The following is a 22,901-nucleotide window of genomic DNA, read 5'->3' as shown; positions in this document are numbered from 1 at the left end:
GTGATTACTTGCGAAGGCTTAGTCAAAATTTATAAAACAGACGAGATTGAAGTTGTCGCTTTGCAAGGGCTAAACATTCAGATCGATGCCGGTGAGCTTATGGCCATTATCGGGAATAGCGGAAGCGGCAAGTCCACATTGCTGAACATATTAGGAGGGCTTGATCGCCCCTCTGCAGGTCAAGTGAAAGTCGGCGATTGGGATTTACTGAAGATTACTGATAGGCAGCTGGTTGATTACAAACGACATACGGTCGGCTTCATCTGGCAAAATAATGCGCGCAATCTTGTCTCTTACCTCACCGCGCTCGAGAATGTGGAAATGCCAATGATGCTCAGCGGGAACTATGACCCTGTCTACGCGAAACAGTTGCTTGAATGGGTGGGCCTCAGCCACCGCTTGAATAACAAGCTGCAAGAACTGTCAGGTGGGGAACAACAGCGCGTGGCTATTGCGATTTCGCTTGCAAACCGTCCGCGTTTGCTGCTAGCGGATGAACCAACGGGGTCGGTGGATACGAAGACGGCGGATATGATTCTTTCTATTTTCCAACGGCTGAATAAAGAATTGGGAGTGACGATTGTCATTGTTACCCATGATATGTCCATGGCAGGCAAAGTAGGGCGAGTCGTTGCCATTCGAGACGGTATGACAAGTTCGGAGTTTATTGCCCGCAATCCTTCGTTTTCGACGCTTGATGGAACATCGGCTGGGCTCACAAGTGAAGACCATGAGGAATATGTGGTTCTAGACCGTGCGGGACGGTTGCAGGTTCCGAAGGCCTACTTGAACGCACTGCAGATTGACGGTAAAGCTACGATGGAGTTTGACGGCGAGAAAATTATGATTAAAGCACCGAAAGATTTATCTACGAGTGAAGATAACGAACGAATGGAATCAAATTCACAAACCGTTGGAGGAAAATCAAAATGAAAAAGTTATCGCGTAAAATGCTTGCTACAACCCTAACACTGGTTATGGTAGCTCCACTAGCTGTTGCTTGTACCAAAGGGGAAAAAACCGATGATAAACAGGAGCGCGTGCTTAAGATCGCGACTTCTATGATGTACGGAGGTGATGATGAGTATTTCAGACAACAATTCACCGAAATATTTGAATTCGCCAATCCCAATATTAAGATTGAAATGATTCCAACGATGGATGAGAAGTACCGCTATGGCAACATTCAACCTGGAGAGAAAATGCCCGATCCAATGGAGAAGCTGAAGGAAGTGATGCAGGGTGATAATCCGCCGGATGTGGTTATGCTTGGATATGAACAGCTGCCGGAAATGATTGAAAGCAACATGCTCACACAGCTGGATCAACGAATAACGAAAGATAAATTCGACACCGCAGGAATCGTTCCGGCGGTTATCGATGGCATGAAAAATGCAGGCGGCGGGAAGCTTTACGCACTTGCTCCGACATTCAGCTCTTCGGCACTCATTTATAACAAGAAAATGTTCACAGATGCGGGAGTCGATTTTCCGAAGGATGGGATGACATGGGATGAAACTTTCGATCTTTCCAAACGCCTTGTTAAAGGGGAAGGAGAGAGTCGAATCAATGGTTTCTCCTTTACAACGCAATCTCAAGGCGGAGATTTGTTCTATGGCATGCAAATGTACACAGCTCCACTGCAATTGAAAATGTTTGATGATGCCGGTGAGAAAATGACGGTGGATACGGACCAATGGGAAAAAGTTTGGACAAAAATGGCTCAGATGCAAAAAGAAAAAGTGTTCCCAGAGATGATGGATCCGCAAAAGCAAATGAACCGTCAGTATGATCAAAATAACCCTTTTGCGTATGATGATTTCATGTCAGGCCGATTGGCTATGGCGATTATCAATTATGGTCAAATTCAACAGCTTGCGAATGCTAACAAAAATGCAGCCAATTTTAAAGGCTATACACCAATCGAATGGGATGTCGTAACGATCCCATCCCATCCGGAAGCAAAAGGTGTTGGCGGATCCATCTATATGAATGGTATTATGGGTATAAATGCCAAAGCGCAAAACCCTGATGATGCTTGGAAATTCATAAAATTCATTAATGGCGAGGATTGGGCAAAATTGAAATCTCATAGCTCCTATAACTTGGTTGCCCGCTCCAAATATTTGAAGCCCAAAGATGGATTGGACTTCCATATGGAAGCTTTCTACAATGTGACACCAGCTCCAATGGATAATAACACGAAAATTTATCGCACTAATCCTAACATTTATCAGGTACAAGAAATTGGTCATACTCAGTTTATGAATGTCCTTCAAGGGAAAACGACAGCTCGCGAAGCGCTCAAGCAATGGCAAACCCAGGGCGATGCGATGCTTAAACAAATGAAGGAAAACCCGAATACGCCTATGAACCCGATGATACAACAGGCTGTACCTGCTGGCTAAGGCAGGAGGGAATTTCAAATAAGATCATATTATGAAGGAGGAATCTCATTATCATGTACATCAAGAAACGCTATCGCTTGGCAACCATTGCCTTGTCTGCCGCATTGGCGCTCGGAGCTGTAACGCCTGTTTTGGCAGATAGCAGTCCATCTGCTATAACTACGACTATCGGTAAGGTTTCCATCACAGGCAGCAGTTACTTTGAATTGAAACAGATCCATGTTTTGCCTGATCAAAACGGGAAGCTCGCGACATTTACCATTACGATTCACAACGAAGGGAGCAGTGAGCTGCAATTTATTGATTATTGGGTTCGTTTGAAAAGCAAATCCGGCAATCAATTTTCAGCACGCTTGCTGCCTGCAGATAAGGATAAGAACCGGGTTGCTCCCGGTTCAACGACAGATTTAACGTTCTATGCGACCGTTAATACAAGCACGAACTTGCAAGATCTTGCTGTCCAATTTATCAAATGGGATTTTAGCCAGTCCAATTTTGAACGTGTCCTGGGTGAAGTCGCGGTACCGGATACCTATACAGATGTTACGCCTTCAGATGGTGCTGCAGTAATTTCTGTAAATGGAACCAACGTGAAAGCTTCAATTAAAAAGTTTGTCAGTAACAAGAATGAAAAATATCACGTTCCCACCGTATATTTGACTTTAGAGAACGCTGGCAATCATACCGTTACCATTCCTTCTTACCTCTTCTCGATTCGCACGAAAGAAGGTCTGCTTTATCCGCTGGAAGCCAAAGGATTGAAAGATTTGAAGATCAATCCGAAGGAAACCAAAGAAATTCAGCTATCCGGTTCTATTCCGGTAGCCGTTACCGCGGAAGCTTGGCAATTGGCAGTTGCAGAAACAATTCCTGACTTGAAATTGAATGTTTCCGTTGCGAATTTTGGGCTACCTGCCGTTACACAGCAAGAAGGCGGCTCTGTAGGTAAGGAGTATTCCTTCACAAGTAAATCAGGTATTTATACAACGCAGCTTAATGGCTTGCACCGACTGCCTTGGGAAGATCAAGATCTGTTAACGGCCGATTTGACACTAAGTAATAAAGGTGAGGAGTCACTTCCTATCCCGAAATTATCAGGGTATTTCCTTCTTGATGGCGCTGTGAAAATCGATGCCAAGCTCATTCAGACGGCTAAAGTAATCGGATTGGGAGCAGGAGCGAGCGTTAATTTGCAAATTGCTGGTAAAGTGCCATATACATATGAATTTTCTCAAATTAAATTAGTTCTTCAAGAGAATGAAGGAGATACACCTCCGACAGGAACGGATACTGGTACAAGCAGTACTGCAGCAACGGATGTGCTGGAGTTTTCCACACAGGCGGAGCTTCAGGCCATTCCTTTCATTGGTATGGGGCAGTCCTACACATCCAATGATATTGGACGTAAAGCGAAGTATGTAGTTCGAAGTGTATCCACTTATGAGGATAAAACGAATATCATGTACTCCGCTATGGTGGAAGCAACCAATTTGGAGAAGCGTTTCACGAATGTATCTAAGTTCGTCGCCAATTTCCGATCATCGGATGGAACGGTTTTCCCGGCAACTGTCGCTGAAGTAAAGAACAAGATTAGTCCAACTGGAAAAGCGTTATTAAATGTATGGGCTTCTGTGCCAAAAGGTTACACCACAGCAAATTTGAGCTTACTTCTTGGAGAAGCAGTGACAGAAGGGAAGTTGTCAGAAGGGGAGAAAGCCGTTGCAGATTCCTATGTGAACCCAGTTTCCTACTGGCTGCCTGATGAGAAGACGAATGTTGCGACAACGCTTAAAAATGTAGAATTATTCCCCTATACCATTACGATTGATAAAATTGGGACATCGATTGAGGATAAAGTATTTACTATAAAATTCAACTACGAGCTAACGAAAGAAAAACTGACAGAGATTAATACCGAAGGCCATAACTTGCTGCTTGTTTTTGAAGATGGCGGTGGGATTAAACGATTTGAGAAAAAGTTTGATTTCAAAGATTTCGACGTTATCAACGGGGACTCAACCGCTGATGAAGATACGAAGATGCGTCTTGGTAAGCGAGAGAATTTCAAGATTACAAATCCAGATCCGGGTCTCATTTATAACACCAAATTCTTAGAGAAGTATACACTCAGTATTTATGACGAGTTTCAAGGCCAGAGAAAGCTGCTGGCCACACAGAAAGCTGATTGGTTTATCACTACGGACTAATTCATTATTGGAAGCGAGGGCATTCAGCCTTCGCTTTTTTCATTTTGGTCACAAGAAGTCATAAGTGTTTAGCTGCTCATATGACCAATATATGACTGGAATATGACTTCACTCACCTGTTTTTATCAAAATGAAGAGCTATAATAAATCCTGACCGAGAAAAAAATAAAATTTTCAATTCTAGTTTATGTTTTGTTAAGAAATTCCAAGTATGATAATTGAGTGAGAACGAAGGATGTAGGTATTAAAGCTGGTGATAGGGGAGAAGTGAGAATGTCTAAGTTAACCGAGTTTTCAATGAAAAATGTGGCAGCGGTTTTCATCGTCATGCTGCTGTTGGTCGTAGGAGGAACGTTTTCTACAACCACATTAAAGGTAGAAAGTATGCCAGATATTACATTTCCGGTCGTCATTATTAGCACTACATATGTAGCACCTCCGAAGGATGTGCTGGATGAAATTACAAAGCCGCTAGAGAAGGCTGTCGCAGGGTTGGATGGACTCAAAACCCTGAGCTCCGGATCACAGGACAATTATTCACAGATTATCCTGGAGTTAGACCAAGACAAGAAGCCTGAAGATGTTAAGAAAGATGTGGAGAGCCTGATCTCCAATGTTAAGCTGCCTCAAGGCTCTGAGAAGCCTAAAGTGTTAACAGCAGGCTTTTCTTCCGAACCGGTCTATTACTTAGCGGTTTATGGTGAGGCGGGAATGAACCAAACCGAGCTGGATAAAGCCTACAAAGACACGATTCTTCCTGGCTTTAATGCGCTTAAAGGGATCGACCATATCGATTCTGTAGGCAATCAGGATGCAGTACTTACCATTAAGCTGGATGCGCCTGCGATAAATAATTATGGTCTAACGCCAGCAGATGTATCGGGTTTGATCAAAGCCTCATTGGTATCTAGCCCTGCGGGTACGGTAGATTTCAATGGAAACACGCAGATGGTTCGAGTCAAAGGTGAAATGGATACGATTTACAATTTGGACAATTTGAAAATCACAACGAAAACAGGCGATACGCTTCTTCTCAAACAAATTGCTAAAGTTGAAGCTATCAGCGAGTCCAAGTTCATTGCAAGATTAGATGATCAACCAGCCATTGGCGTACTGCTTTACAAAACGAAAGCAGCGAATGCTGTAGAGTTTGCAGATAGTGCAGATAAGCTGATGACAGATTGGGGACAAACGCTGCCTGGCGTGAAATTCCACAAAATTTATAATTCAGCCAACGATATTAAAGACTCCATCCACGGTATGGTGCAAGAAGGCGGATTAGGCGCAGTGCTTGCCTCATTAATGATCTTGCTCTTCCTGCGTAATATACGTATGACGATCATCGTACTTGTTTCGATTCCTCTTTCCATTCTTGTTACCTTACTAGTCATGGGACCTCTAGGCATTTCCCTTAATATCATGACGTTAGGAGGAATGGCCATTGCAGTCGGGCGGGTCGTGGACGACAGTATTGTCGTTATTGAGAATATCTACAGTCAACTGCAAAGAGCTCAAGAGCGTAACGAATCTGTTATTAAATTAGCGACAAAACAGGTTTCTAGTGCGATTACTTCCTCTACAATTACAACAGTGGGTGTATTTGGTCCCATTGGATTTGTAAGCGGGGTAGTTGGTGAAGTATTCCGTCCTTTTGCAATTACACTTGTCGTTGCCTTGATGTCTTCATTGATCGTTGCATTAACGGTGATCCCGATGCTTGCGAAGCTAATGGTACTTCGAAGCAAGAAGCTTACCAATCACGATGATAATCACGTGGGACCTATGGCCGAGAAATACAAAAAAGCAATTATATGGTCATTAAATAACCGCATCAAAACATTATTGATGGCTGGTGTTGCCCTTATACTCTCGATCATCATTACAGTTCCTAATTTAGCTGTGGCTTTCATGCCCAATAGTGAAGCCGTTAAACAAGGGGTTATCGAGATTAAAATGCCACGAGAAACATCGATCGAAATGATGAATGAGAAGGCCAAAGAACTTGAAAAAGACTTGAAATTACATACGGACAAAGCTGGCAAACCCGCATTCAAGTATATTGAATCCCTTGTAGGTTATAACCAGAGCAGTGACCGATATGCTTATCGAGCGATGATGTTTTTCGAGCTAACAGCAGAAACCGATGCGACGGAAGGTGTCAAAAAGTACAAGGAAGATATGTTGAAACTGATGCCTCCAGGATCCGATGCGAATATACAATTGTTTACCGGTGGACCTCCTACCTCAACTGGATCCGATTTCTCTTATTCCCTTAAAGGGGATGACCAGCTTTATCTCAAGCAAGCATCGCAGCTGGTTAAAGACAAGTTGAAGGAGTTCCCTGAGCTTAACGATATTAAAGATAGCTTGAGTGATTCCAAAACCGAAGTAGAGATTACAGTAGATCAAAACAAAGCACGGTTGTATGGACTCTCGAGTGCTCAAATCTTACAATCGGTCAACGCCTGGATTGCGGAAGAGAAGCTTGGCGATCTTAAATTTAATAACGTCACCTATGCCACCAAAGTTATGTTGAATCCTGCTTACAAGAATTCTGTGGATAAACTGGGTACTTTCTTAGTTAAGACTCCTACCGGTCAAACGATTCAGTTAAATGAAGTCGCTCGAGTCAAGCAGATTGAAGCGCCAAATAACATTAGTCGTGAAGACCAAGAGCAAATCGTCAGTGTAAAAGCGAAAATTGATGCCACGGATAAAGGCGGCGTCAGCAAGAAAATTACGGAAGAGTTAGCCAAGTTAGAACTTCCTTCAGGCGTTACTAGGGAAGTGAAAGGCGTATCCGATGATATTAATAAAAGCTTTATGCAAATGTTTATGGCCATCATCGCTTCCATCTTCATTGTTTACATGGTTATGGTTATTGCCTTTGGAAACGCTAGAGCACCGCTTGCCATTCTGTTTTCACTGCCGCTTGCTGCAATTGGTGGCCTTTTGGGACTCCTAGTAACGGGCGAATCGATCAATGTAACTTCACTCATCGGTTTCCTCATGCTGATCGGTATCGTTGTTACGAACGCGATTGTACTCGTAGACCGTGTACAACAGCTTAGAGAACAAAATTATTCGATTCGTGACTCCCTTATTGAAGCGGGAATTACGCGGTTAAGACCTATTATCATGACGGCAGGTGCAACAATCATTGCATTATTGCCCCTTGGACTTGGATTATCCAAAGGAACGATTATTTCCAAAGGTTTGGCTGTCGTTGTTATTGGTGGTCTTACAACTTCAACGCTACTAACACTCGTAATTGTGCCTATTATGTATGAGATCTTATTTAAGAAAAGAGAAGGCCGCCTCTTCAAGAAAAAAGGAAAGTCGAATTCTATTCAATCGGAGCAAGCAACATCTGCCCTCCAATAAGCTAAACAGGGGAAAAGGAGAAAACGAATATGAAACGTCAGTTGTTTATGATAAAACAGAGTACTAAATTATTCGGTGTCGTCGCGCTCAGCGCGGCGATAGCCGTAGGATGTTCCGCATCACCAGCAGCAAGCCCAGCAGCAACAACTGCTGCAGCAGAGCAAGGGGTTAAGGTAGTAAAAACGGCCAAAATTGCCAAGCAAAAGATTGGTGAGCCTGTCGAACAAGTCGGAGACGTAGTATCATCCGTTCAATTAGATATTGTCGCGAAGTCTGGTGGCGAAGTCATTGAAATCGTGAAGAAACGCGGAGATATCGTAGAGAAGGGCGATGTGCTTTTCCGTTTGGATCCAACGGATGTTTTGATTCAGAAGGATTTGAATTCTGTTAATATAAAAGGTGCGCAAGCAGGACTTACAGAGGCTAAACAGAGGAATTCGAACGGGATTGAAGATGCCAAGGATGGCGTTTCTAAGTTGGAGACCTCCGTTAGTGATCTAGAGAAAGCCTACAACACGGTTCGCAATGAATATGATCTGGGCACAGCAACGAAATCTCAACTAGAGCAGGCGGAAACGGCGCTTATTAATAAAAAGAAAGATTTAGCAAGCGCACGTAGATCACTGAAAACACTGCAAGAGACGAATTCACTCGCACAAGTAGAGACTAGTTTAGAAACAGCGCAAGTAAATGCGCGGAATATTGAGAGGACTCTTAGCAATCTTGAGGTAAAAGCACCTGCTTCCGGCGTGTTAACGGATCTCAATATTACTGTCGGTCAAACGTTAGCGCCAGGTGGCCGCGTAGGGGAAGTTCAACAGACGAATCCGGTCAAAATCAAATCTCAGCTTACCGAAGCATCGGCTAACCTTGTTAGAGGCAAAAGCGAATTGACTTTCTACATACCAGGGGTAACGACGAAAGCCGGAGCCAAAGTGATTTACTTATCGGATGTGATTAACGGACAATCCAAAGCTTATGATCTGGAATTGGAGGTTCCAAATCCGGATGGCAAGCTGAAACCAGGCTCCAAGGCACAAGTAGAACTCACCAAAGATGATGAACAAAACGTACCTGTCGTTCCAAGTCTTAGCATCGTCCGCGAAGGCGGTAATAATTTTGTCTTTGTTGTGAATGGTGAAACGGTACAGAAGCGTAAAGTTGAACTTGGCCGTTTGAATGAGACCAATCAGGAAGTTATTTCCGGCGTCAAAGAAGACGAAATTCTTGTTATATCCGGTCAACATCAACTAAAAGATCAAGATAAAGTAAAAGTCGGTAACTAACAGAAGCTTAAAAAGGAGAGACTTTGAGCTCCTGCTCAAAGATCCCTATAATTGGAGGAGAAATAAGTGAATAAGACGATGAAGAGATCACTAGCTACCATTGTTCTAACAGCAGCACTTTTAACTACAGCATCTTTTCCTGCATGGGCTGCGGATGATCTGAACTTGGCAGCAGCAGCTGCAGCAAATACAAATATAAGCTATGCGCTAAAGGATAAGATTGAGGTCGAAATTAAAAGCATGCTCAATGAGCACGAGTCGGATTCAACGAAATTGGGTGCCGTAATTCGAATTAAAAATACGAGTGGTAAAATCTCTCGTGTACCTGACTTTGAACTGCGGGTTCGGATGGCTGATGGCATCGAATATACGCTGCAGCCAAGTGCCAAAAACCCTAAATCTATTCAACCCAAGAGCCAGCAGGAACTCAGCTACCTAACGACGGTTGAAAGGACTGACGATGTTGCTCTTACCGATCTCAGCTTTGTAGATGTGAATCTTGAGGTATATCCAAAAGAAGAAACAACACTGCTTACTGTGGCCGTTGACTCTGGTATCGTATGGAATGGCAGTGACAGCACCATAACGAAACCAACCGCGATCCTGAAATGGGGAGAAGCGTTTACCTTACCTTCTTTGCGCTCGACTCTAGGATTCATACCTGTGGACATTCATAAGGAAATCACAGCCAAAGGCGTTTCCACAGTTGTTCAAATTCAAGTCGTGAATCCGACCAAAGAACGTCAAACCGTACCTAACTTTGGGATTGATGGGAAAACAGAAAATAACGTTTATTCCGGCAGTCGCGCCGAAGCTTCCGTCGTACTAGATCCAGGTGAGAAGAAATATATCCATATTGTTATTCCAACAGATCTAGATACGGAATTTACTAGCTTGAATGTAGTGACACCAGAGAGTTTTGCCACTGCAACGGGTGATGGAAAGTTCCACGAAGACACCTATCGGGTAGGACGTGTTAATATTCTTCTCCCTACAGGAGCTGTGACGCAGGGAGTCATTCCAGCCCCTGAATATACCTTAGGTACACCAGTTAAACTGGATTCTACGAATAAATTCGTTCCTTCCAATGTCGATGTTTCGCTGGTTGAATTACATGTAACAAGTAATGAAGACGATGGCTTTAATACGGCAGTGGCGAAGTTTAAACTGACGAACAACAGTGACCGTCCGATCCCAATTCCGGCGATCCAAACGGAGCTTGTTAGTAAAGATGGTTATGCATACGGAGGCAGAAGACAGGAAGCTACTGCACTAAGTGTTGTTCCTAATGCCTCGTATGTCGTTAGTTATTCGTATGCACTTCCAGCATCTGAAAAAGGTGAAGGCCTCAAAATGAACCTTTACAGCCAACAAGTGAGTGGAGAAACGACTTATAAATCACTGCTTGCGACGGCGAAAGTACCTGTTCAGAAGAATGATCCAACGAGCAAAACTTTGAACGTGTATCCGTATGGTATTACTATTAAAGATTGGACAATTTCAGCTATTTTCCAAGGTAATATGACGTATGATTATAAGCTGAAGCTGGATCTGGACATTAAACCGGATAAGCAAGTAACGGTAGATAAGTTTAATAGTAAGCTCTCATTCGAATTATTCGATAATGTTGGAAATCCGGTTGGCAAATCAGTTGAAGCCTTGTCAGGCGAAGGACGTTTGTACAATGGAACAAACACAATTAACCTAAATGCAAGATCCAACCAACTGGACTTTCCGATTCAGGTCAAAGTATTTGAGACTTTCACGAACGAATATGGTGAATCTGTTAAACGGTTGTTGACTACTTTCAAACAATAGATAATTCAACGAAAAAGCTACTTGGAGCTGATCTCTAGATCACTTTCAAGTAGTTTTTTTGCTTTATATTGAGCGGTAACTCATTGCTTAGGGGGGAGTGCTCATAAGCTGGCCTTATTTTGGATAAGATAGGATTAACGATATGAACATAACGGAGTGAATGTAATGAACTGGATATATTGGGCTAAATTATACGATTCCAAGTTTCAAGCGGGCTGCCTGGCGAAAAGAATGGAAGAAGATTGGTGGATTTATGGCTATGAATGTCCACAAGAAGTGGAAGTATTTAAGTCCAAAAAAGGGCGATTTGGCGTACGTTATAACACGTAATTTACACTAAGTACCCTAGAAATTAACGCTTGACTTAGACCGCGCATTTAGTGTATATTTATTTTTGTCGCTGTTGAGCGGCAGCTAATGACGCGGGGTGGAGCAGCCCGGTAGCTCGTCGGGCTCATAACCCGAAGGCCGCAGGTTCAAATCCTGCCCCCGCAACCAATAATTTATCGTGGGCCTATAGCTCAGTTGGTTAGAGCGGTCGGCTCATAACCGATTGGTCGGGGGTTCGAGTCCCTCTGGGCCCATAGCACGGAAACCCTTGGTATATAAGGGTTTTTATTATTTTATAACATCAAAAAAGCCTCTCGATCTCATCACTTTTCGATGATATGGAGAGGCTTTTTTTACGTTTTAGACCGAAATGTCGCACGCTTATCAAATATTCCTAAAGGGACAACGACCTTGAGTGTCGAAGAATTGTTCATGCACGATGCTGGCACTGATGGGATATGAGCATACTGGACAGTAAAAACAGGCTGAACTTTTGCAGAAATGGATGGGGATATATAATGACAACACTTCTCGGAATAGATTTAGGGACTTCCAGCGTGAAGACGGCTGCCATGGACCCCGCGGGACGGATGATAGGCTTATCTCAACAAAGTTATGACATTCATTCGCCCTTGGTCGGCTATGCGGAGCAAGAGCCTCAGCTATGTTGGGAGGCAGTACAACAAACCTTATCTGAATCTGTCAGGCAAGCAGGAATACGTAGCAGCGACCGTTACGCTATTGGCTTATCTGGACAAATGCATGGACTTGTTGCGATAGGGATGGACGGACAGGTGCTTCGGCCGGCGATTATTTGGTGCGATCAGCGTTCAATCAAACAAAAGGAACAGCTTGAGGCGAAGTATTCTCTCGAGCAGATTGGCAAGCTAGTACAGAACCGGGCTGCGACCGGGTTTCTGCTTTTATCGCTGTTGTGGTTAAAGCAGAATGAACCGGATACATATGAGAAGATTTGGAAAGTCATGCTGCCAAAGGATTATATCAGGTATAGGCTAACAGGAGAAGTAGGAACCGAGTCAACAGATGCATCAGGCACATTAGCTTATGATGTAGCCAATAAGTGTTGGTCTAGTGAACTGTTGGGACAGCTCGGCATCGATCCGGAACTGCTGCCAACCGTTCATGAGCCTTGGGAGGTTGCAGGAACGCTGACAACTGAGGTAGCAAATGATTGTGCCATACCAGCAGGTACTGTTGTTGTCTTTGGCGGCGCAGACCAACCCATGCAGGCTATTGGCAATGGGATTTTACACACGGGACAGGCTTCATGTACATTGGGCACAGGTGGACAATGGTTTGTCCCTGTAGAAACACCTATCTATGATCCCTTGCTGCGAACGCACACCTTCACCCACGCTGTCCCAGGCAAATGGTATATGATGGCGGCGATGCTGAATGCTGGCTTATCTCATAGATGGCTAACAGAAAATATCCTCCACAATAAGGATAGCAGATCACTCGATGAAAGTGCCGCTCAGGTTTCCCCAGGATCAGAAGGGCTTCTTTTCTTACCTTACTTGACAGGGGAGCGAACCCCGCATATGGACCCTTTCGCCAAAGGAGCTATGTTCGGTTTAACGCTAAAGCACAATGAAGCCCATTTGGTTCGGGCAGTCATGGAGGGAGTAGCTTTTGGGCTGCGCGATGGGTTGGAGGTATTGGTGGCATTGGGTGTAAGAGTTGACCGAATCGTGATGGCCGGTGGTGGAGCTAAAAGTGCCGTATGGCTGCAGATACTTGCAGATGTGCTAAGCTGTGAGTTATTTCCATCCATTATGGAAGAGCAGGCCTGTATTGGCGCGGCTATGATGGCAGGAGTAGGGGTAGGAGTATACAGATCTATAGAGGAAGCGTGTGAGATCGTGGTGAAGCAAGCTGAGAAACCGATTTCGCCTATTTTGAAGAACAGATCCGTCTACGAAGAGCAGTACGCTTTCTTTAGAGAGTTATATCAATGCAATAAGGAATTGTTCAAAAGAATGAATGGTTTAACCAATCCTAGTCAATCAAGGCAATAACGCAAATCGACGAAAGCCTGAGAAATCAGGTTTTTTTGTTTTTGTGGGAATAAAAGTCACCCCGATGAGAAATCTTATACAAGGTTGCTAAAAGCGAGATAAGGAAGGAGAGGTTTGAATGGGGATTTTAAGCGGGAAACCCAAAGACGAGCCCTTGCATTACGGGGAGGTTTATGATGTTTGGCAGCTCTCCATGGCAGCGAAGGGATGTATTTCTGGTTATAGAGCCTTAAGCTATCATGCTGGAGATAAAGACTTAAAAGAAATCATCGGCGATGTCATCAACCAAGCCGAGTTAGAAGTCAAAGAGTGCGACGAAATTCTTAATAGTAATGGTATCGTTCCTCATCCGGTACATCCTGACCGCCCGAAAGCGAAATTAGAGGAGATACCTATCGGGGCAAGATTCACTGATCCCGAGATCGCAGCTATGGTATCGGCAGATTTGGCGGCGGGTCTGATCACTTGCAGTCAGGTAATAGGCAAGTCTATTCGTGAAGACGTAGGTGCTCTTTTTGCAAAGTACCATGTCACCAAGGCTGCTATCGGATTAAAGGCTCTTCGACTAAGCAAAGAAAAGGGGTGGCTTGTCCCCCCGCCTCTACAAATCAAAAGACCTGAGTTAGTAGAAGCTTAAGATCCAAATATGAGGAGGATTTACAATGTATCAAGACCAAAATATCAATAGCCAATTTCAACAAACGCAAGGGATCATTGCACAACTCATAAACCAAACGCAACAATCTTCACAGATGTACCAACATATGCTTCAACAAGAGCAGCAAAACGCATTGAGACTTGAAGAGCTAGCACAACGGGAACAAAAAGCCGTCCAAATCATACAATCCGCGCTGCAAGGCCACCAAATGGCTATTCAACAATTACAACAAGTTTCCCAGCTGTGCAGACAGCTTGAACAAACGGCTCAAAGCAGCTTTCAGTCTTTAAATATGCAGCAACCTCAACAACAAACGAATTATGGCAATTCATACGGTTCTTCGTACCGAGGTTATCAGTAATACCAAGAATGAATAGTTGAAAAAAGATAGAGGCTGACGATATTCGTCGGCCTTTATTCGTTTATTTCAATAATCGAGAAAATGCGCCAGCTGCATCGGTTATTTGCCGCGATGAATGGATAGTGTGCTTAATTTCGGATGTTATTGTAAAATTAATTTTATTACGATATCAAAAGGAGAAAGCTATGTGCCGAAATATTAAAACACTATTCAATTTCGATCCTTTGGCTACTGATGATGAAATTCAGGCGGCCTCGCTGCAATTTGTAAGGAAAATCTCGGGCTTTACTGAGCCTTCAAAGGCGAATGAGGTGGCCTTCAATCAAGCTGTCAAAGAGGTTAGTTTAGTTGCCCGGAATCTGTTGGACTCGCTTGTAACCAATGCTGAGCCTCGTAATCGTGAGGTCGAGGTCGAACGTGCGCGTGCTAGGAATGCAAAAAGGTTCGGAACAAAAGAAGGTTAATGACATCCAAGATGAAGTAATTACGGGTTCTTTCTTTAAAGGAAAGAGCCTTATTTGTGTTTACATGGATAGGCTTTCAACTTGTCCTTGTAGCGCTCAAGCCTCGTTATGCATATTCTGTATGAAAACTAGTAGAAAATAGGTGATAGAAAGTGATCAAAGGTTTTGATTGTTCAACGCCTTTAACGGCACAAACCGCCGCTGCTTTCGTCAATGATGGCTACTTGTTTGTAGCCAGATATCTCGTTCCGAGTGGTTACAAGGCGTTAACCAAAAGTGAAGCAGACACGATCAGCGAGGCAGGACTCCAAATCGTATCCGTTTTCGAAACAACGGCGAATCGCGCTCTCGGAGGAAGAAGTGCTGGTTTGGCTGATGGGGCAACGGCTGTGCAGGTTGCTCATGATCTGGGCCAACCACCTGGCAGCTGTATTTACTTTGCTGTCGACTTTGACGCCTCAAGTGCCCAAATGCCAACCATTATTGCCTATCTCCGGGCAGCAAGTGAGGCGACACCCGAGTATACGACCGGTGTATATGGTTCTTATGCCGTGATGGAAGCCGTCCGTAATGTGGGTGCTTGCTCTCATTTTTGGCAAACGTATGCTTGGAGCGGAGGTAAAAAGTCTAATTTCATAAACATTTATCAATACTTGAACGATGTGGTTGAGCATGGGATTGGCGTGGATTACGATGAATCGTATGGAAAAGAAGGTTGGTGGAGTACGATAACAGTACCCGAGCCTCCCGAGTCGTATCCGCTGTCTCCTAAAGATGCCAATGTAATTATACCCTTCCTTTCGGCCGGATATGAGGCGACGTCGTCCACTGCTGCCAGGGAAGAATTTCATCGACTGGCTAATGAGCTGCGCAGAGTTTCGGGTCAACCGGAACAATAATCGCTCGAAAGTAAACCGAATCCTCCATTGATACGTTTACTCTATAGAGTAGATGTACAAATTCAAAGGAGGATTTTTAATATGAAAAAAAGTTTATTCGCGGTTGTACTCGGTTTCGGTTTGCTCACTACAAGCATCTTATCAGTTTCGGCTCAGGAACATGAGCCTGGACATGATAGCATGGCGGCTGACATGAGTATGAAAGCAGCGGTACAACAGCAGGTAAAATCCGATATGAAGCTCACTTTGAATGGCAAGCCCTTGCAGCTCGATGAGTCCTACCTTATTGATAACTCTTTGTTTGTGCCGTACCGTGCCTTTGCAGAAGGCATTGGATCAGATGTAGGTTATGATGCCGCTACCCAAACGGTAACCGTAAAGAAGGACGCAAAAACGGTTAAACTCATGATCGGATCCTCAGAAGCCAATGTGGATGGCGCCAAAGTATCGATGGTCGGTCCTGCTCAGTTGATTAACAGTTCAACCTTCGTTCACTCCCGTTTTTTGGCTGAAGTGTTCGGTATTAAGGTCATGTATGATGAAGCAACGAGGACGGTTAATCTCGTTAGCGGAGGGACTTCTGGATCCGAGCAAGAGGTAGCTAAAACGTATTACGTGAATATTGAGGGCTTTGCTTTCAAAGAAGGGGATATTACCGTTGAAGCAGGCTCGACTGTTATCTTTACGAATAAGGATAAAGTGAAACACAACGCTGTCGCGGATGATGGCAGTTTCCAAACAGCGCTTTTGGCGACGGGTGAATCGGAAAGTGTTACGTTTGCTAAGCCAGGTGAGTATACGTACTTCTGTGAGCCTCATAAGAATTTCATGAAGGGTAAAATTACTGTAAAATAAAAATGATAAGCCCGGCATCTCTCGACTAGCTCCTGAGATGCCGGGCTTTATTATTGCATGACAGCGCTGCGGATATACCAGCGCTCATCCAGCGAAGCTCTTTCGAGATGAAAGAGCACGCGCCTGTTCGCAACCGCGGAAGGACGTACCGGCGTAGCCGAAACGTCGACCGCGGTGTCAAGCTGCAGGAGCTGGGACACGTCCCGCTCCGGGAACTTGGACAGGCGGCGCATGCTTCGCACATGCAGCGCCTGTTCTTGCCCTGTGGTGACCTGCAGCAGCTGCAGGTCACCTTGGTTCGCTGCGCTGATCCATACGTCGATCAGCGCCCAAGGCGAGAGCTTGCTGATGTATTCCGTCAGCAAGCCTGCCGCTCGGTGCACCATGACCTGGTGCGCCGGGTCGACGGAGCGGGAGCCGTGCGTCACGCTCCCGAGGAAGTGAATACAGAAATGACCGTTGAAGTCATTTCCCGGTATACCATCCCCGCCATGCGGCATGCCGTGCATGGACCCGGCCAGCGTGCGGCCGTTCAGCTTCACGAGGACTGCTTTGCGGTCCCAGCTCCAGGCGCCGCCGTAAATGGTTTTGAGCGTCGCAGAGTCGGATTTGGTCAGCGGCTGTACATCCGCATGATGCGAGCCTGCGCGGCGCTGCCCCTCAAAGCTGAGACCGCTCTCCACGTCTACGATGGTGAATTTACTGTATTTGGGGAGGACTTCACTAGCCTCCTCCCAGGGAAGTATTTCACCATAATGCTTGGCTCTAACAACTTGAACTTGCGAACGCAGTGTTTCTTGAGCGGTGCTTGAAATGTTTAACGTGAGTCTCGCCGCGAGATCTACCACTTCTCCATTCGGGGTGACACCATAACGTTGTGGCACACCTTTTTTGTCAAAGGAAAGCGTGGTGTCCGGGGGAAGCGGTGCGATGAATGGTGTACCAGTTCCTCCATCTTCAAGCTCTCGTTGCAATTTTTTATCTACAAATATAGCTTCAGTTTGATAAGCCGCATGAGGTGAAACTTTAACGATCAGATGGAACTCTCCGGAACTCGCGGTTTCTTCAAGCAGTGGCATATAGCCGTGAGCCCATGTGTTTATACCTATTGCAGCTGTAAGAAGGTTTGTAAGCAACAGTGAGTAAAACAGCTTTAGGAGCAAGCTGTTTGCTCGGAGTGGATGCATAGGTTAGCTTCCTCCTCATTCAGTTTTATAAGCACATAATCAAGTTTTTACTAAATGTCTTAAATTTATGACCAGTAGTCCTGCTAATGCTGATCTATTTAGATTTGTGATAAAATAACAGAAGTATGCAGGATTTAGAACACGGTTTGGAGAGGAAGGAAATACGAATGAAACTAAGCACGGGTAAACCGTTTGAACTATGGATAGAGACTGATCGTGTTGTAAGAGGTGACTTTTATGAAGCATTGTCACAACCGGCCAGAGGGACTTTAATTATTTGTCACGGGTACAAAGGTTTCAAAGATTGGGGAATGTTTCCGCATGCGGCTGAGGCGTTAGCCGAAGAGGTCGATGTGATTTCGATCAATTTTTCGCACAACGGCGTGGGAGCTGACTTACTTGAGTTTACGGAGCTTGAGAAATTTGCTCGAGAAACTTATTCCAAAGATTTAGAAGATTTGGATGCTGTTGTGAATGATATTCGTAACCGTGAAGGCTCAGCCACTCAGAAACCCGTTCTTCTTTTAGGTCATAGCAGGGGGGCAGCTGTGTGCTTGATCTATGCACTTGATCATCTTGAACACATTGCCGGTGTGATTAGCTGGAACGGGATTGCGAATGTCGATTTGTTTACGGAGGAAAATAAAGCGGAGATGCGGGCAACAGGACGAACGTACACGATGAACGGTCGCACGAAGCAAAACATGCCGCTAGACCTCGAAATTTTAGAAGATATGGAGCATAATCGTGAGCGTTTCGATATCGTGGGAAGGATTAGCGGTGCTAATTTCCCAATCGCCCTTATTCAGGGGACGGAAGATGGAGAGAGAGGAATCCGAGGTTCTAAGAGGCTTGTTGAGCAAAATGCCGCCATTGCTTGGATTAGAATTCCTGAGGGTAACCACACCTTTGGTTCTGTTCATCCATTTCAAGGGGAGACGAAGCCTCTGAAGGAAGCAATTCATGAAACCAAACGGACGATACAAGGGATGTTAGCCTAGACGATGTTAACGATTAGACAACTTAGTGCAGTTATCACGATAACGATTATAGGGCTTGCTGTCGCTTATTTTTTACATATTCCTTTGGTGATTGGATTTTCAGTGGGGCTTTTGACCTTGGCTTTCCTTATTTGGCGAGCGGAAACAACATTTTGGAACATCTTGAAAAGCATGTTGGAAGGTGTCAAGCATACCAAAGAGGTCATTTGGATTCTTGCCCTAGTTGGTATGGTTATCCCTACATGGACATTGAGCGGTACGATCCCATTTATGATCGATTTGGGCCTTAGTATCGTTGATCCTAGTTTTTTTCTAACCTTTTCATTTGTACTTTCCGTTTGCATCTCTATGGTGTTGGGCACATCTACGGGTACACTCAGTTCTGTGGGTATCCCATTAATTGGTCTGGGGCTGCTGCTGCATATCCCGCTTCCTATGGTTGCTGGCGCACTTGTATCAGGTGCTTTCGTTGGTGATCGGACTTCACCATTTTCCAGTGCAAATAGACTTGTAGCTTCTTCAACAGGCGTATCCATGCAAGTCCTTTTTAAAGCCTTACTACCCACAACAATAGGTGCGCTAAGTGTCGCGCTGGGGTTTTTCTTAGTTTGCGATTTTCGTGGAGAATGGCATCAAAGTGACATCACGTTACACAATCAGCAGTTTGCTTCGGGTTTTAGGTACAGCTTGTGGCTCTTGCTGCCAGTATTTGTTCTATTGATTTCAATCCTTTTAAGGTTGAAAACAAGAAATGGCTTCCTCTTGTCGATTGCTTGTGCGATCGTAATTGGCATGAGCTTGCAACAAATGACTTGGAATGAATGGCTGCATGATATGTGGTTTGGTTACCATTCCAGCTTATTTAACTCGCTGCAAACCAAAGGGCTTTCTAACATGACCGAGCTAATTGCACTTATCGCCCTCGCGGGTGCTTACAGCGGCATTTTAGAAAAGTATCGTATCCTAGAGACTTATATGCAAAAGCTGCTAGGGGCGACGTCCTCTTCACTCCTTTCAGCGACTGTACGAACATCCCTATTTGGCCTTGGGCTTGGACTTGTTTCGTGCACACAAACATTGCCTATTATGATGACGGGGCGGAGTTTACTTCCTTTTTGGGAAGAGCGATTTCCTCGCAGTCAACTTGCCCGTGTTGTGGCTGATTCAAGCCTCATTCTAGCTGCTATGATTCCGTGGAACATGCTTGCGATCGTCTGTGGAACAATAGTAGGCGTACCCGTACTGGCGTATATTGGCTATGCGCCTTTTCTTTGGGCTTTGCCTGTGTTTACTTTGCTGTGGTCTTTATGGTGGAGAAAAAGTGGAAGTTTAAGTAGTAGAAGAGGAGTGGGATTCAATGGCTAATACCTATTTTATATCGGACCATCACTTTGGTCATTCATCCATTATTGATTTCGAAGCTCGGCCTTTCGCCGATGCAGACGAAATGAGCGCGACTATGATTACCAATTGGAATGCTGTCGTCAGCCAAGAAGACAAAGTATTTCATCTAGGGGATTTTTCCTTCTTGAATAAAGAGCGAACCAAAGCCATTGTTTCGGAGCTAAATGGTTACAAAATCCTCATCCTAGGCAATCACGATCGGGGAAGGTCGAGAACTTGGTGGCTTGAAGTCGGTTTTGACGAAGTGAGCGAGTACCCGATCATTTATAAGAATTTCTTTTTCCTATCCCATGAGCCGATGTATATGAATAAACAAATGCCCTACGTCAATGTACACGGCCACATTCACAGCCAGAAATACGAGGGGCGTCATTATTTTAATGTGAGTGTGGAGCATTGGGATTATACGCCTGTTTCTTTTGAACAGATACGAGATTCCGTTGTGGTGAGTGAGGAGCAGTCGTGAAGGTACGGTTTCATCGTACCTTTTTTCTAGTGTCAATCTTTAACTTCACATAATCGCATCCGATGATTATTAAAATCACCCCTGAGATTAAGTAACCAATATCATAAATCAACCAATTCGGACTAGCAGGTTTAACATGATGTAAGCCTAAGAGTTGATGATCTATTAAACCTTCTAGTAAATTGAAAGCGCCGGCACCAATAATCATTGAACCGATAAAGTTTCGTCAGTTGAAACTCAGATGATCATTTGAAGCATCTTTAAATATTTGAACGCAGGCAAACACTAGCAGCAGCGTTACAAATAAATTAAATACACCATCTGAGAACAGCTCAATCCGATGATTATGGTGGTCAATGACATGGTGCCACTGCAAAAACTGGTGAAAAAGGATGCCATCTACGGCACCCATAAAACCTAATCCTAGGATTAGTGCATTGATTAATAGATTCTTTGTTTTTATATCCATATACGATCATATCTCTCCCATGCATACTAATGGTAGTGCATATGATAGTATTACCTCAGTAAATAAATGATAAACCTTTGTTTGCTGGGGGTGAAAAACGAAAGAAAGTCCTTACAATGTAAGGACTTTCTTAGTATGACCTGTAGTGGGCTCGAACCACTGACCCCTACCCTGTCAAGATAGTGCTCTCCCAGCTGAGCTAACAAGTCGTTTTTTGAAGACAATTAGTAATATACCAAGGATTTAAGTGATTGTCAACAGATGGTTATCATTCTTATTTACGCCAATTACGGAACAGCTTTTGGAAAAACGGAAGCGTTCCTCGTTTCTTTTTGGACCTGGGAATGTAAGATATGTTCGCCAATGAATCATGGCCTACGTCTTTTATGGGGAGCAGGGCGGAAAGTTCTTCCTTTGAGACTCCTTGTGCTGTCATAGTAGCTGTCAACCCTTCCGGACAATCTGACACTACTGTACCATATTTAGGGGCTTGTTTGATAGTGGGGCTTTCATATTGGCTTGATTTATGGTAACTTGATGACAGTAGATCTTGGGAGGAACAAGGAAATGACGAAACAACAGCATCGTTGGAATTTGCGTTTGAAGAGCAGTAATGTATATTTAGGCACTGTATATTTAGGGGATCCGCTTCCAGAAATCGAAGATGTCATCATGATTGGCGAGAAGAAATATACGATCCTTGAGCTTGGGAGTAACCGAGACGCAAGTGACGTATTTGTTGAAGAAGTGAAAAAGAAATAAGGATTCAAAATGAAGCGCTATTCTAGTCGGATGATTCCGATGGATAGCGTTTTTTTTTGGTTTCATATGCAATGAAAAGAGGCTGCTGTTACAGCCTCCGTGTATGTATTATGTGATGTTGTATAGAGAAGCAAGGCAATCAACGAACATTTTGTTATATTCTTCGCGGGTATAGTCTTTATTGCAGGCAATGTCTCTTCCTAGGAATTGATACCAAGTGATTTCGGTGGGAATCTTTTTGTATACAAACTTTTCGTTCTGGATGAGGAACGTATCATTCTCGAAATAAGGTACATTGTCAAATTGCAGAGCTTTTTCGCCTTTTTGTTCGCTAACTAATGTAGCCAAAAGAATGAGCATGCGATAGGGATCACGGAATATTTCATATTGTTCAGTCAAGGTAAACACTCCTTTATCAGATGACGGACAACGTAATCATACTAGAACTATTTCCAGAATAGAATACTTCCGTGGAAACTGGTGAGGAATTTGAAGGAATACATGATCATTTCGAAGGAAAAAAAGAAAAGACTGATTTTCACTCTAAGGAGGATCGAGTGAATCAGTCTTTTTTGCTTGCTCCTACATCAAAGGATTAGCGTTTGAAGCTGGAAAGTTGTTGCTCAGCTATTTGCACTAATCGCTTCGTGATGTTGCCACCAATGGCACCGGCATCACGTGTTGCCAAATTACCGTTGTAACCATTAGGGGAGAGAGGGACACCAATTTCCTGAGCGACTTCATACTTCAGTTGATCCAATGCTGCCTTTGCTTGTTGTACGACTAAAGTGTTGTTTCTAGCCATTCATAATCATCTCCTTTTTTTTGGTACACCAGTATTATTTGAATGTTCAGATTATTTATTCATGAAATTTAAATAAATTTACAAGTTTTTTTACTGTC

20 protein-coding genes, 3 tRNA genes and 1 pseudogene are annotated in these 22,901 nt (G+C 44.0%); 19 read left to right on the top strand and 5 right to left on the bottom strand.

Annotated features, from left to right (window positions below; all coding sequences use genetic code 11):
• The 15 genes from ASD40_RS09160 to ASD40_RS09095 all read left to right on the top strand — a co-directional run bounded on the left by ASD40_RS09160 (position 1) and on the right by ASD40_RS09095 (position 16,709).
• Positions 1-933, top strand: coding sequence for an ABC transporter ATP-binding protein (locus ASD40_RS09160; RefSeq protein WP_082562139.1), 933 nt, complete (start codon positions 1-3; stop codon positions 931-933).
• Positions 930-2,408: an ABC transporter substrate-binding protein gene (locus tag ASD40_RS09155; RefSeq protein ID WP_057303008.1), complete on the top strand. Its 1,479-nt coding sequence runs from the start codon at positions 930-932 to the stop codon at positions 2,406-2,408. Before ASD40_RS09160 ends, ASD40_RS09155 begins: the two co-directional genes overlap by 4 nt.
• Before the next feature lie 53 nt (positions 2,409-2,461).
• Entirely contained in the window at positions 2,462-4,615 is a 2,154-nt protein-coding gene (locus tag ASD40_RS09150; protein ID WP_057303007.1) for a hypothetical protein, read from the top strand.
• Positions 4,616-4,888: 273 nt separating this feature from the next.
• On the top strand, positions 4,889-7,999 hold the full coding sequence (locus tag ASD40_RS09145; protein ID WP_057303006.1) for an efflux RND transporter permease subunit: 3,111 nt from the start codon (positions 4,889-4,891) through the stop codon (positions 7,997-7,999).
• A gap of 29 nt (positions 8,000-8,028) precedes the next feature.
• The gene (locus ASD40_RS09140) at positions 8,029-9,285 is read left to right on the top strand and encodes an efflux RND transporter periplasmic adaptor subunit (protein ID WP_057303005.1); all 1,257 of its coding nucleotides are present in this window, start codon (positions 8,029-8,031) and stop codon (positions 9,283-9,285) included.
• 66 nt (positions 9,286-9,351) lie between these two features.
• Complete coding sequence (locus tag ASD40_RS09135; RefSeq protein ID WP_057303004.1) at positions 9,352-11,103, top strand: hypothetical protein; 1,752 nt, start codon at positions 9,352-9,354, stop codon at positions 11,101-11,103.
• 165 nt (positions 11,104-11,268) lie between these two features.
• Entirely contained in the window at positions 11,269-11,433 is a 165-nt protein-coding gene (locus ASD40_RS38175; protein ID WP_164484139.1) for a hypothetical protein, read from the top strand.
• Positions 11,434-11,524: 91 nt separating this feature from the next.
• Positions 11,525-11,601 (top strand) — tRNA-Met (locus ASD40_RS09130).
• 12 nt (positions 11,602-11,613) lie between these two features.
• Positions 11,614-11,687: transfer RNA gene (locus ASD40_RS09125), tRNA-Ile, on the top strand.
• Between the two features lie 264 nt (positions 11,688-11,951).
• On the top strand, positions 11,952-13,472 hold the full coding sequence (xylB, locus tag ASD40_RS09120; protein ID WP_057303003.1) for a xylulokinase: 1,521 nt from the start codon (positions 11,952-11,954) through the stop codon (positions 13,470-13,472).
• 118 nt (positions 13,473-13,590) lie between these two features.
• On the top strand, positions 13,591-14,109 hold the full coding sequence (locus tag ASD40_RS09115) for a DUF3231 family protein (RefSeq protein WP_057303002.1): 519 nt from the start codon (positions 13,591-13,593) through the stop codon (positions 14,107-14,109).
• 25 nt (positions 14,110-14,134) lie between these two features.
• The gene (locus ASD40_RS09110; RefSeq protein WP_057303001.1) at positions 14,135-14,491 is read left to right on the top strand and encodes a hypothetical protein; all 357 of its coding nucleotides are present in this window, start codon (positions 14,135-14,137) and stop codon (positions 14,489-14,491) included.
• Positions 14,492-14,676: 185 nt separating this feature from the next.
• The gene (locus ASD40_RS09105) at positions 14,677-14,955 is read left to right on the top strand and encodes a DUF2277 domain-containing protein (RefSeq protein WP_057303000.1); all 279 of its coding nucleotides are present in this window, start codon (positions 14,677-14,679) and stop codon (positions 14,953-14,955) included.
• Positions 14,956-15,107: 152 nt separating this feature from the next.
• Positions 15,108-15,854, top strand: coding sequence for a DUF1906 domain-containing protein (locus ASD40_RS09100; protein ID WP_057302999.1), 747 nt, complete (start codon positions 15,108-15,110; stop codon positions 15,852-15,854).
• A gap of 81 nt (positions 15,855-15,935) precedes the next feature.
• On the top strand, positions 15,936-16,709 hold the full coding sequence (locus ASD40_RS09095) for a stalk domain-containing protein (RefSeq protein ID WP_057302998.1): 774 nt from the start codon (positions 15,936-15,938) through the stop codon (positions 16,707-16,709).
• Between the two features lie 50 nt (positions 16,710-16,759).
• Here ASD40_RS09095 and ASD40_RS09090 read toward each other — a convergent pair whose 3' ends face one another.
• Entirely contained in the window at positions 16,760-17,896 is a 1,137-nt protein-coding gene (locus ASD40_RS09090; RefSeq protein WP_057302997.1) for a hypothetical protein, read from the bottom strand.
• A gap of 167 nt (positions 17,897-18,063) precedes the next feature.
• Between ASD40_RS09090 and ASD40_RS09085 the strand changes: the two genes are divergently transcribed.
• Genes ASD40_RS09085 through ASD40_RS09075 form a run of 3 tightly spaced genes read left to right on the top strand, consistent with a single transcriptional unit; the run spans position 18,064 to position 20,767 of the window.
• Positions 18,064-18,897 (top strand): alpha/beta hydrolase family protein, encoded by an 834-nt coding sequence (locus ASD40_RS09085; protein WP_057302996.1) that lies wholly within the window; start codon positions 18,064-18,066, stop codon positions 18,895-18,897.
• A gap of 3 nt (positions 18,898-18,900) precedes the next feature.
• A complete protein-coding gene (locus ASD40_RS09080) occupies positions 18,901-20,262 on the top strand; it encodes a Na+/H+ antiporter NhaC family protein (RefSeq protein WP_057302995.1) in 1,362 nt (453 codons plus the stop codon).
• Positions 20,255-20,767, top strand: coding sequence for a metallophosphoesterase (locus ASD40_RS09075; RefSeq protein ID WP_057302994.1), 513 nt, complete (start codon positions 20,255-20,257; stop codon positions 20,765-20,767). Before ASD40_RS09080 ends, ASD40_RS09075 begins: the two co-directional genes overlap by 8 nt.
• 10 nt (positions 20,768-20,777) lie before the next feature.
• On the opposite strand, the pseudogene ASD40_RS38530 reads toward ASD40_RS09075, so the two are convergent.
• Both ASD40_RS38530 and ASD40_RS09065 read right to left on the bottom strand, forming a co-directional pair.
• Positions 20,778-21,236: pseudogene (locus ASD40_RS38530) on the bottom strand (DUF2243 domain-containing protein).
• A 136-nt stretch (positions 21,237-21,372) separates the two neighbouring features.
• A tRNA-Val gene (locus ASD40_RS09065) sits at positions 21,373-21,445 on the bottom strand.
• Between the two features lie 358 nt (positions 21,446-21,803).
• On the opposite strand from ASD40_RS09065, the gene ASD40_RS09060 reads away from it, so the two are divergent.
• Positions 21,804-21,998, top strand: a complete 195-nt coding sequence (locus ASD40_RS09060) for a hypothetical protein (RefSeq protein WP_057302992.1) — start codon at positions 21,804-21,806, stop codon at positions 21,996-21,998.
• Positions 21,999-22,106: 108 nt separating this feature from the next.
• Here the strand turns inward: ASD40_RS09060 and ASD40_RS09055 are convergent, their stop codons facing one another.
• Both ASD40_RS09055 and ASD40_RS09050 read right to left on the bottom strand, forming a co-directional pair.
• The gene (locus tag ASD40_RS09055) at positions 22,107-22,406 is read right to left on the bottom strand and encodes a hypothetical protein (RefSeq protein WP_235549209.1); all 300 of its coding nucleotides are present in this window, start codon (positions 22,404-22,406) and stop codon (positions 22,107-22,109) included.
• 187 nt (positions 22,407-22,593) lie between these two features.
• Positions 22,594-22,803, bottom strand: a complete 210-nt coding sequence (locus tag ASD40_RS09050; protein WP_057302991.1) for an alpha/beta-type small acid-soluble spore protein — start codon at positions 22,801-22,803, stop codon at positions 22,594-22,596.
• Positions 22,804-22,901 lie beyond the last annotated feature (98 nt).

The organism is Paenibacillus sp. Root444D2, from assembly GCF_001426375.1.
Lineage (GTDB): Bacteria > Bacillota > Bacilli > Paenibacillales > NBRC-103111 > Paenibacillus_E.
Note: the sequence above shows the minus strand (reverse complement) of the source record. Positions and strands in the feature narration are given on the sequence as shown.

Excerpts from the sequence above, each read along its gene's own strand:
- ASD40_RS09155 (WP_057303008.1), top strand. The coding sequence starts at position 930 with ATGAAAAAGTTATCGCGTAAAATGCTTGCTACAACCCTAACACTGGTT.
- ASD40_RS09150 (WP_057303007.1), top strand. The coding sequence starts at position 2,462 with ATGTACATCAAGAAACGCTATCGCTTGGCAACCATTGCCTTGTCTGCC.
- ASD40_RS09145 (WP_057303006.1), top strand. The coding sequence starts at position 4,889 with ATGTCTAAGTTAACCGAGTTTTCAATGAAAAATGTGGCAGCGGTTTTC.
- ASD40_RS09140 (WP_057303005.1), top strand. The coding sequence starts at position 8,029 with ATGAAACGTCAGTTGTTTATGATAAAACAGAGTACTAAATTATTCGGT.
- ASD40_RS38175 (WP_164484139.1), top strand. The coding sequence starts at position 11,269 with ATGAACTGGATATATTGGGCTAAATTATACGATTCCAAGTTTCAAGCG.
- xylB (WP_057303003.1), top strand. The coding sequence starts at position 11,952 with ATGACAACACTTCTCGGAATAGATTTAGGGACTTCCAGCGTGAAGACG.
- ASD40_RS09115 (WP_057303002.1), top strand. The coding sequence starts at position 13,591 with ATGGGGATTTTAAGCGGGAAACCCAAAGACGAGCCCTTGCATTACGGG.
- ASD40_RS09110 (WP_057303001.1), top strand. The coding sequence starts at position 14,135 with ATGTATCAAGACCAAAATATCAATAGCCAATTTCAACAAACGCAAGGG.
- ASD40_RS09105 (WP_057303000.1), top strand. The coding sequence starts at position 14,677 with ATGTGCCGAAATATTAAAACACTATTCAATTTCGATCCTTTGGCTACT.
- ASD40_RS09095 (WP_057302998.1), top strand. The coding sequence starts at position 15,936 with ATGAAAAAAAGTTTATTCGCGGTTGTACTCGGTTTCGGTTTGCTCACT.
- ASD40_RS09090 (WP_057302997.1), bottom strand. The coding sequence starts at position 17,896 with ATGCATCCACTCCGAGCAAACAGCTTGCTCCTAAAGCTGTTTTACTCA.
- ASD40_RS09085 (WP_057302996.1), top strand. The coding sequence starts at position 18,064 with ATGAAACTAAGCACGGGTAAACCGTTTGAACTATGGATAGAGACTGAT.
- ASD40_RS09080 (WP_057302995.1), top strand. The coding sequence starts at position 18,901 with ATGTTAACGATTAGACAACTTAGTGCAGTTATCACGATAACGATTATA.
- ASD40_RS09075 (WP_057302994.1), top strand. The coding sequence starts at position 20,255 with ATGGCTAATACCTATTTTATATCGGACCATCACTTTGGTCATTCATCC.
- ASD40_RS09060 (WP_057302992.1), top strand. The coding sequence starts at position 21,804 with ATGACGAAACAACAGCATCGTTGGAATTTGCGTTTGAAGAGCAGTAAT.
- ASD40_RS09050 (WP_057302991.1), bottom strand. The coding sequence starts at position 22,803 with ATGGCTAGAAACAACACTTTAGTCGTACAACAAGCAAAGGCAGCATTG.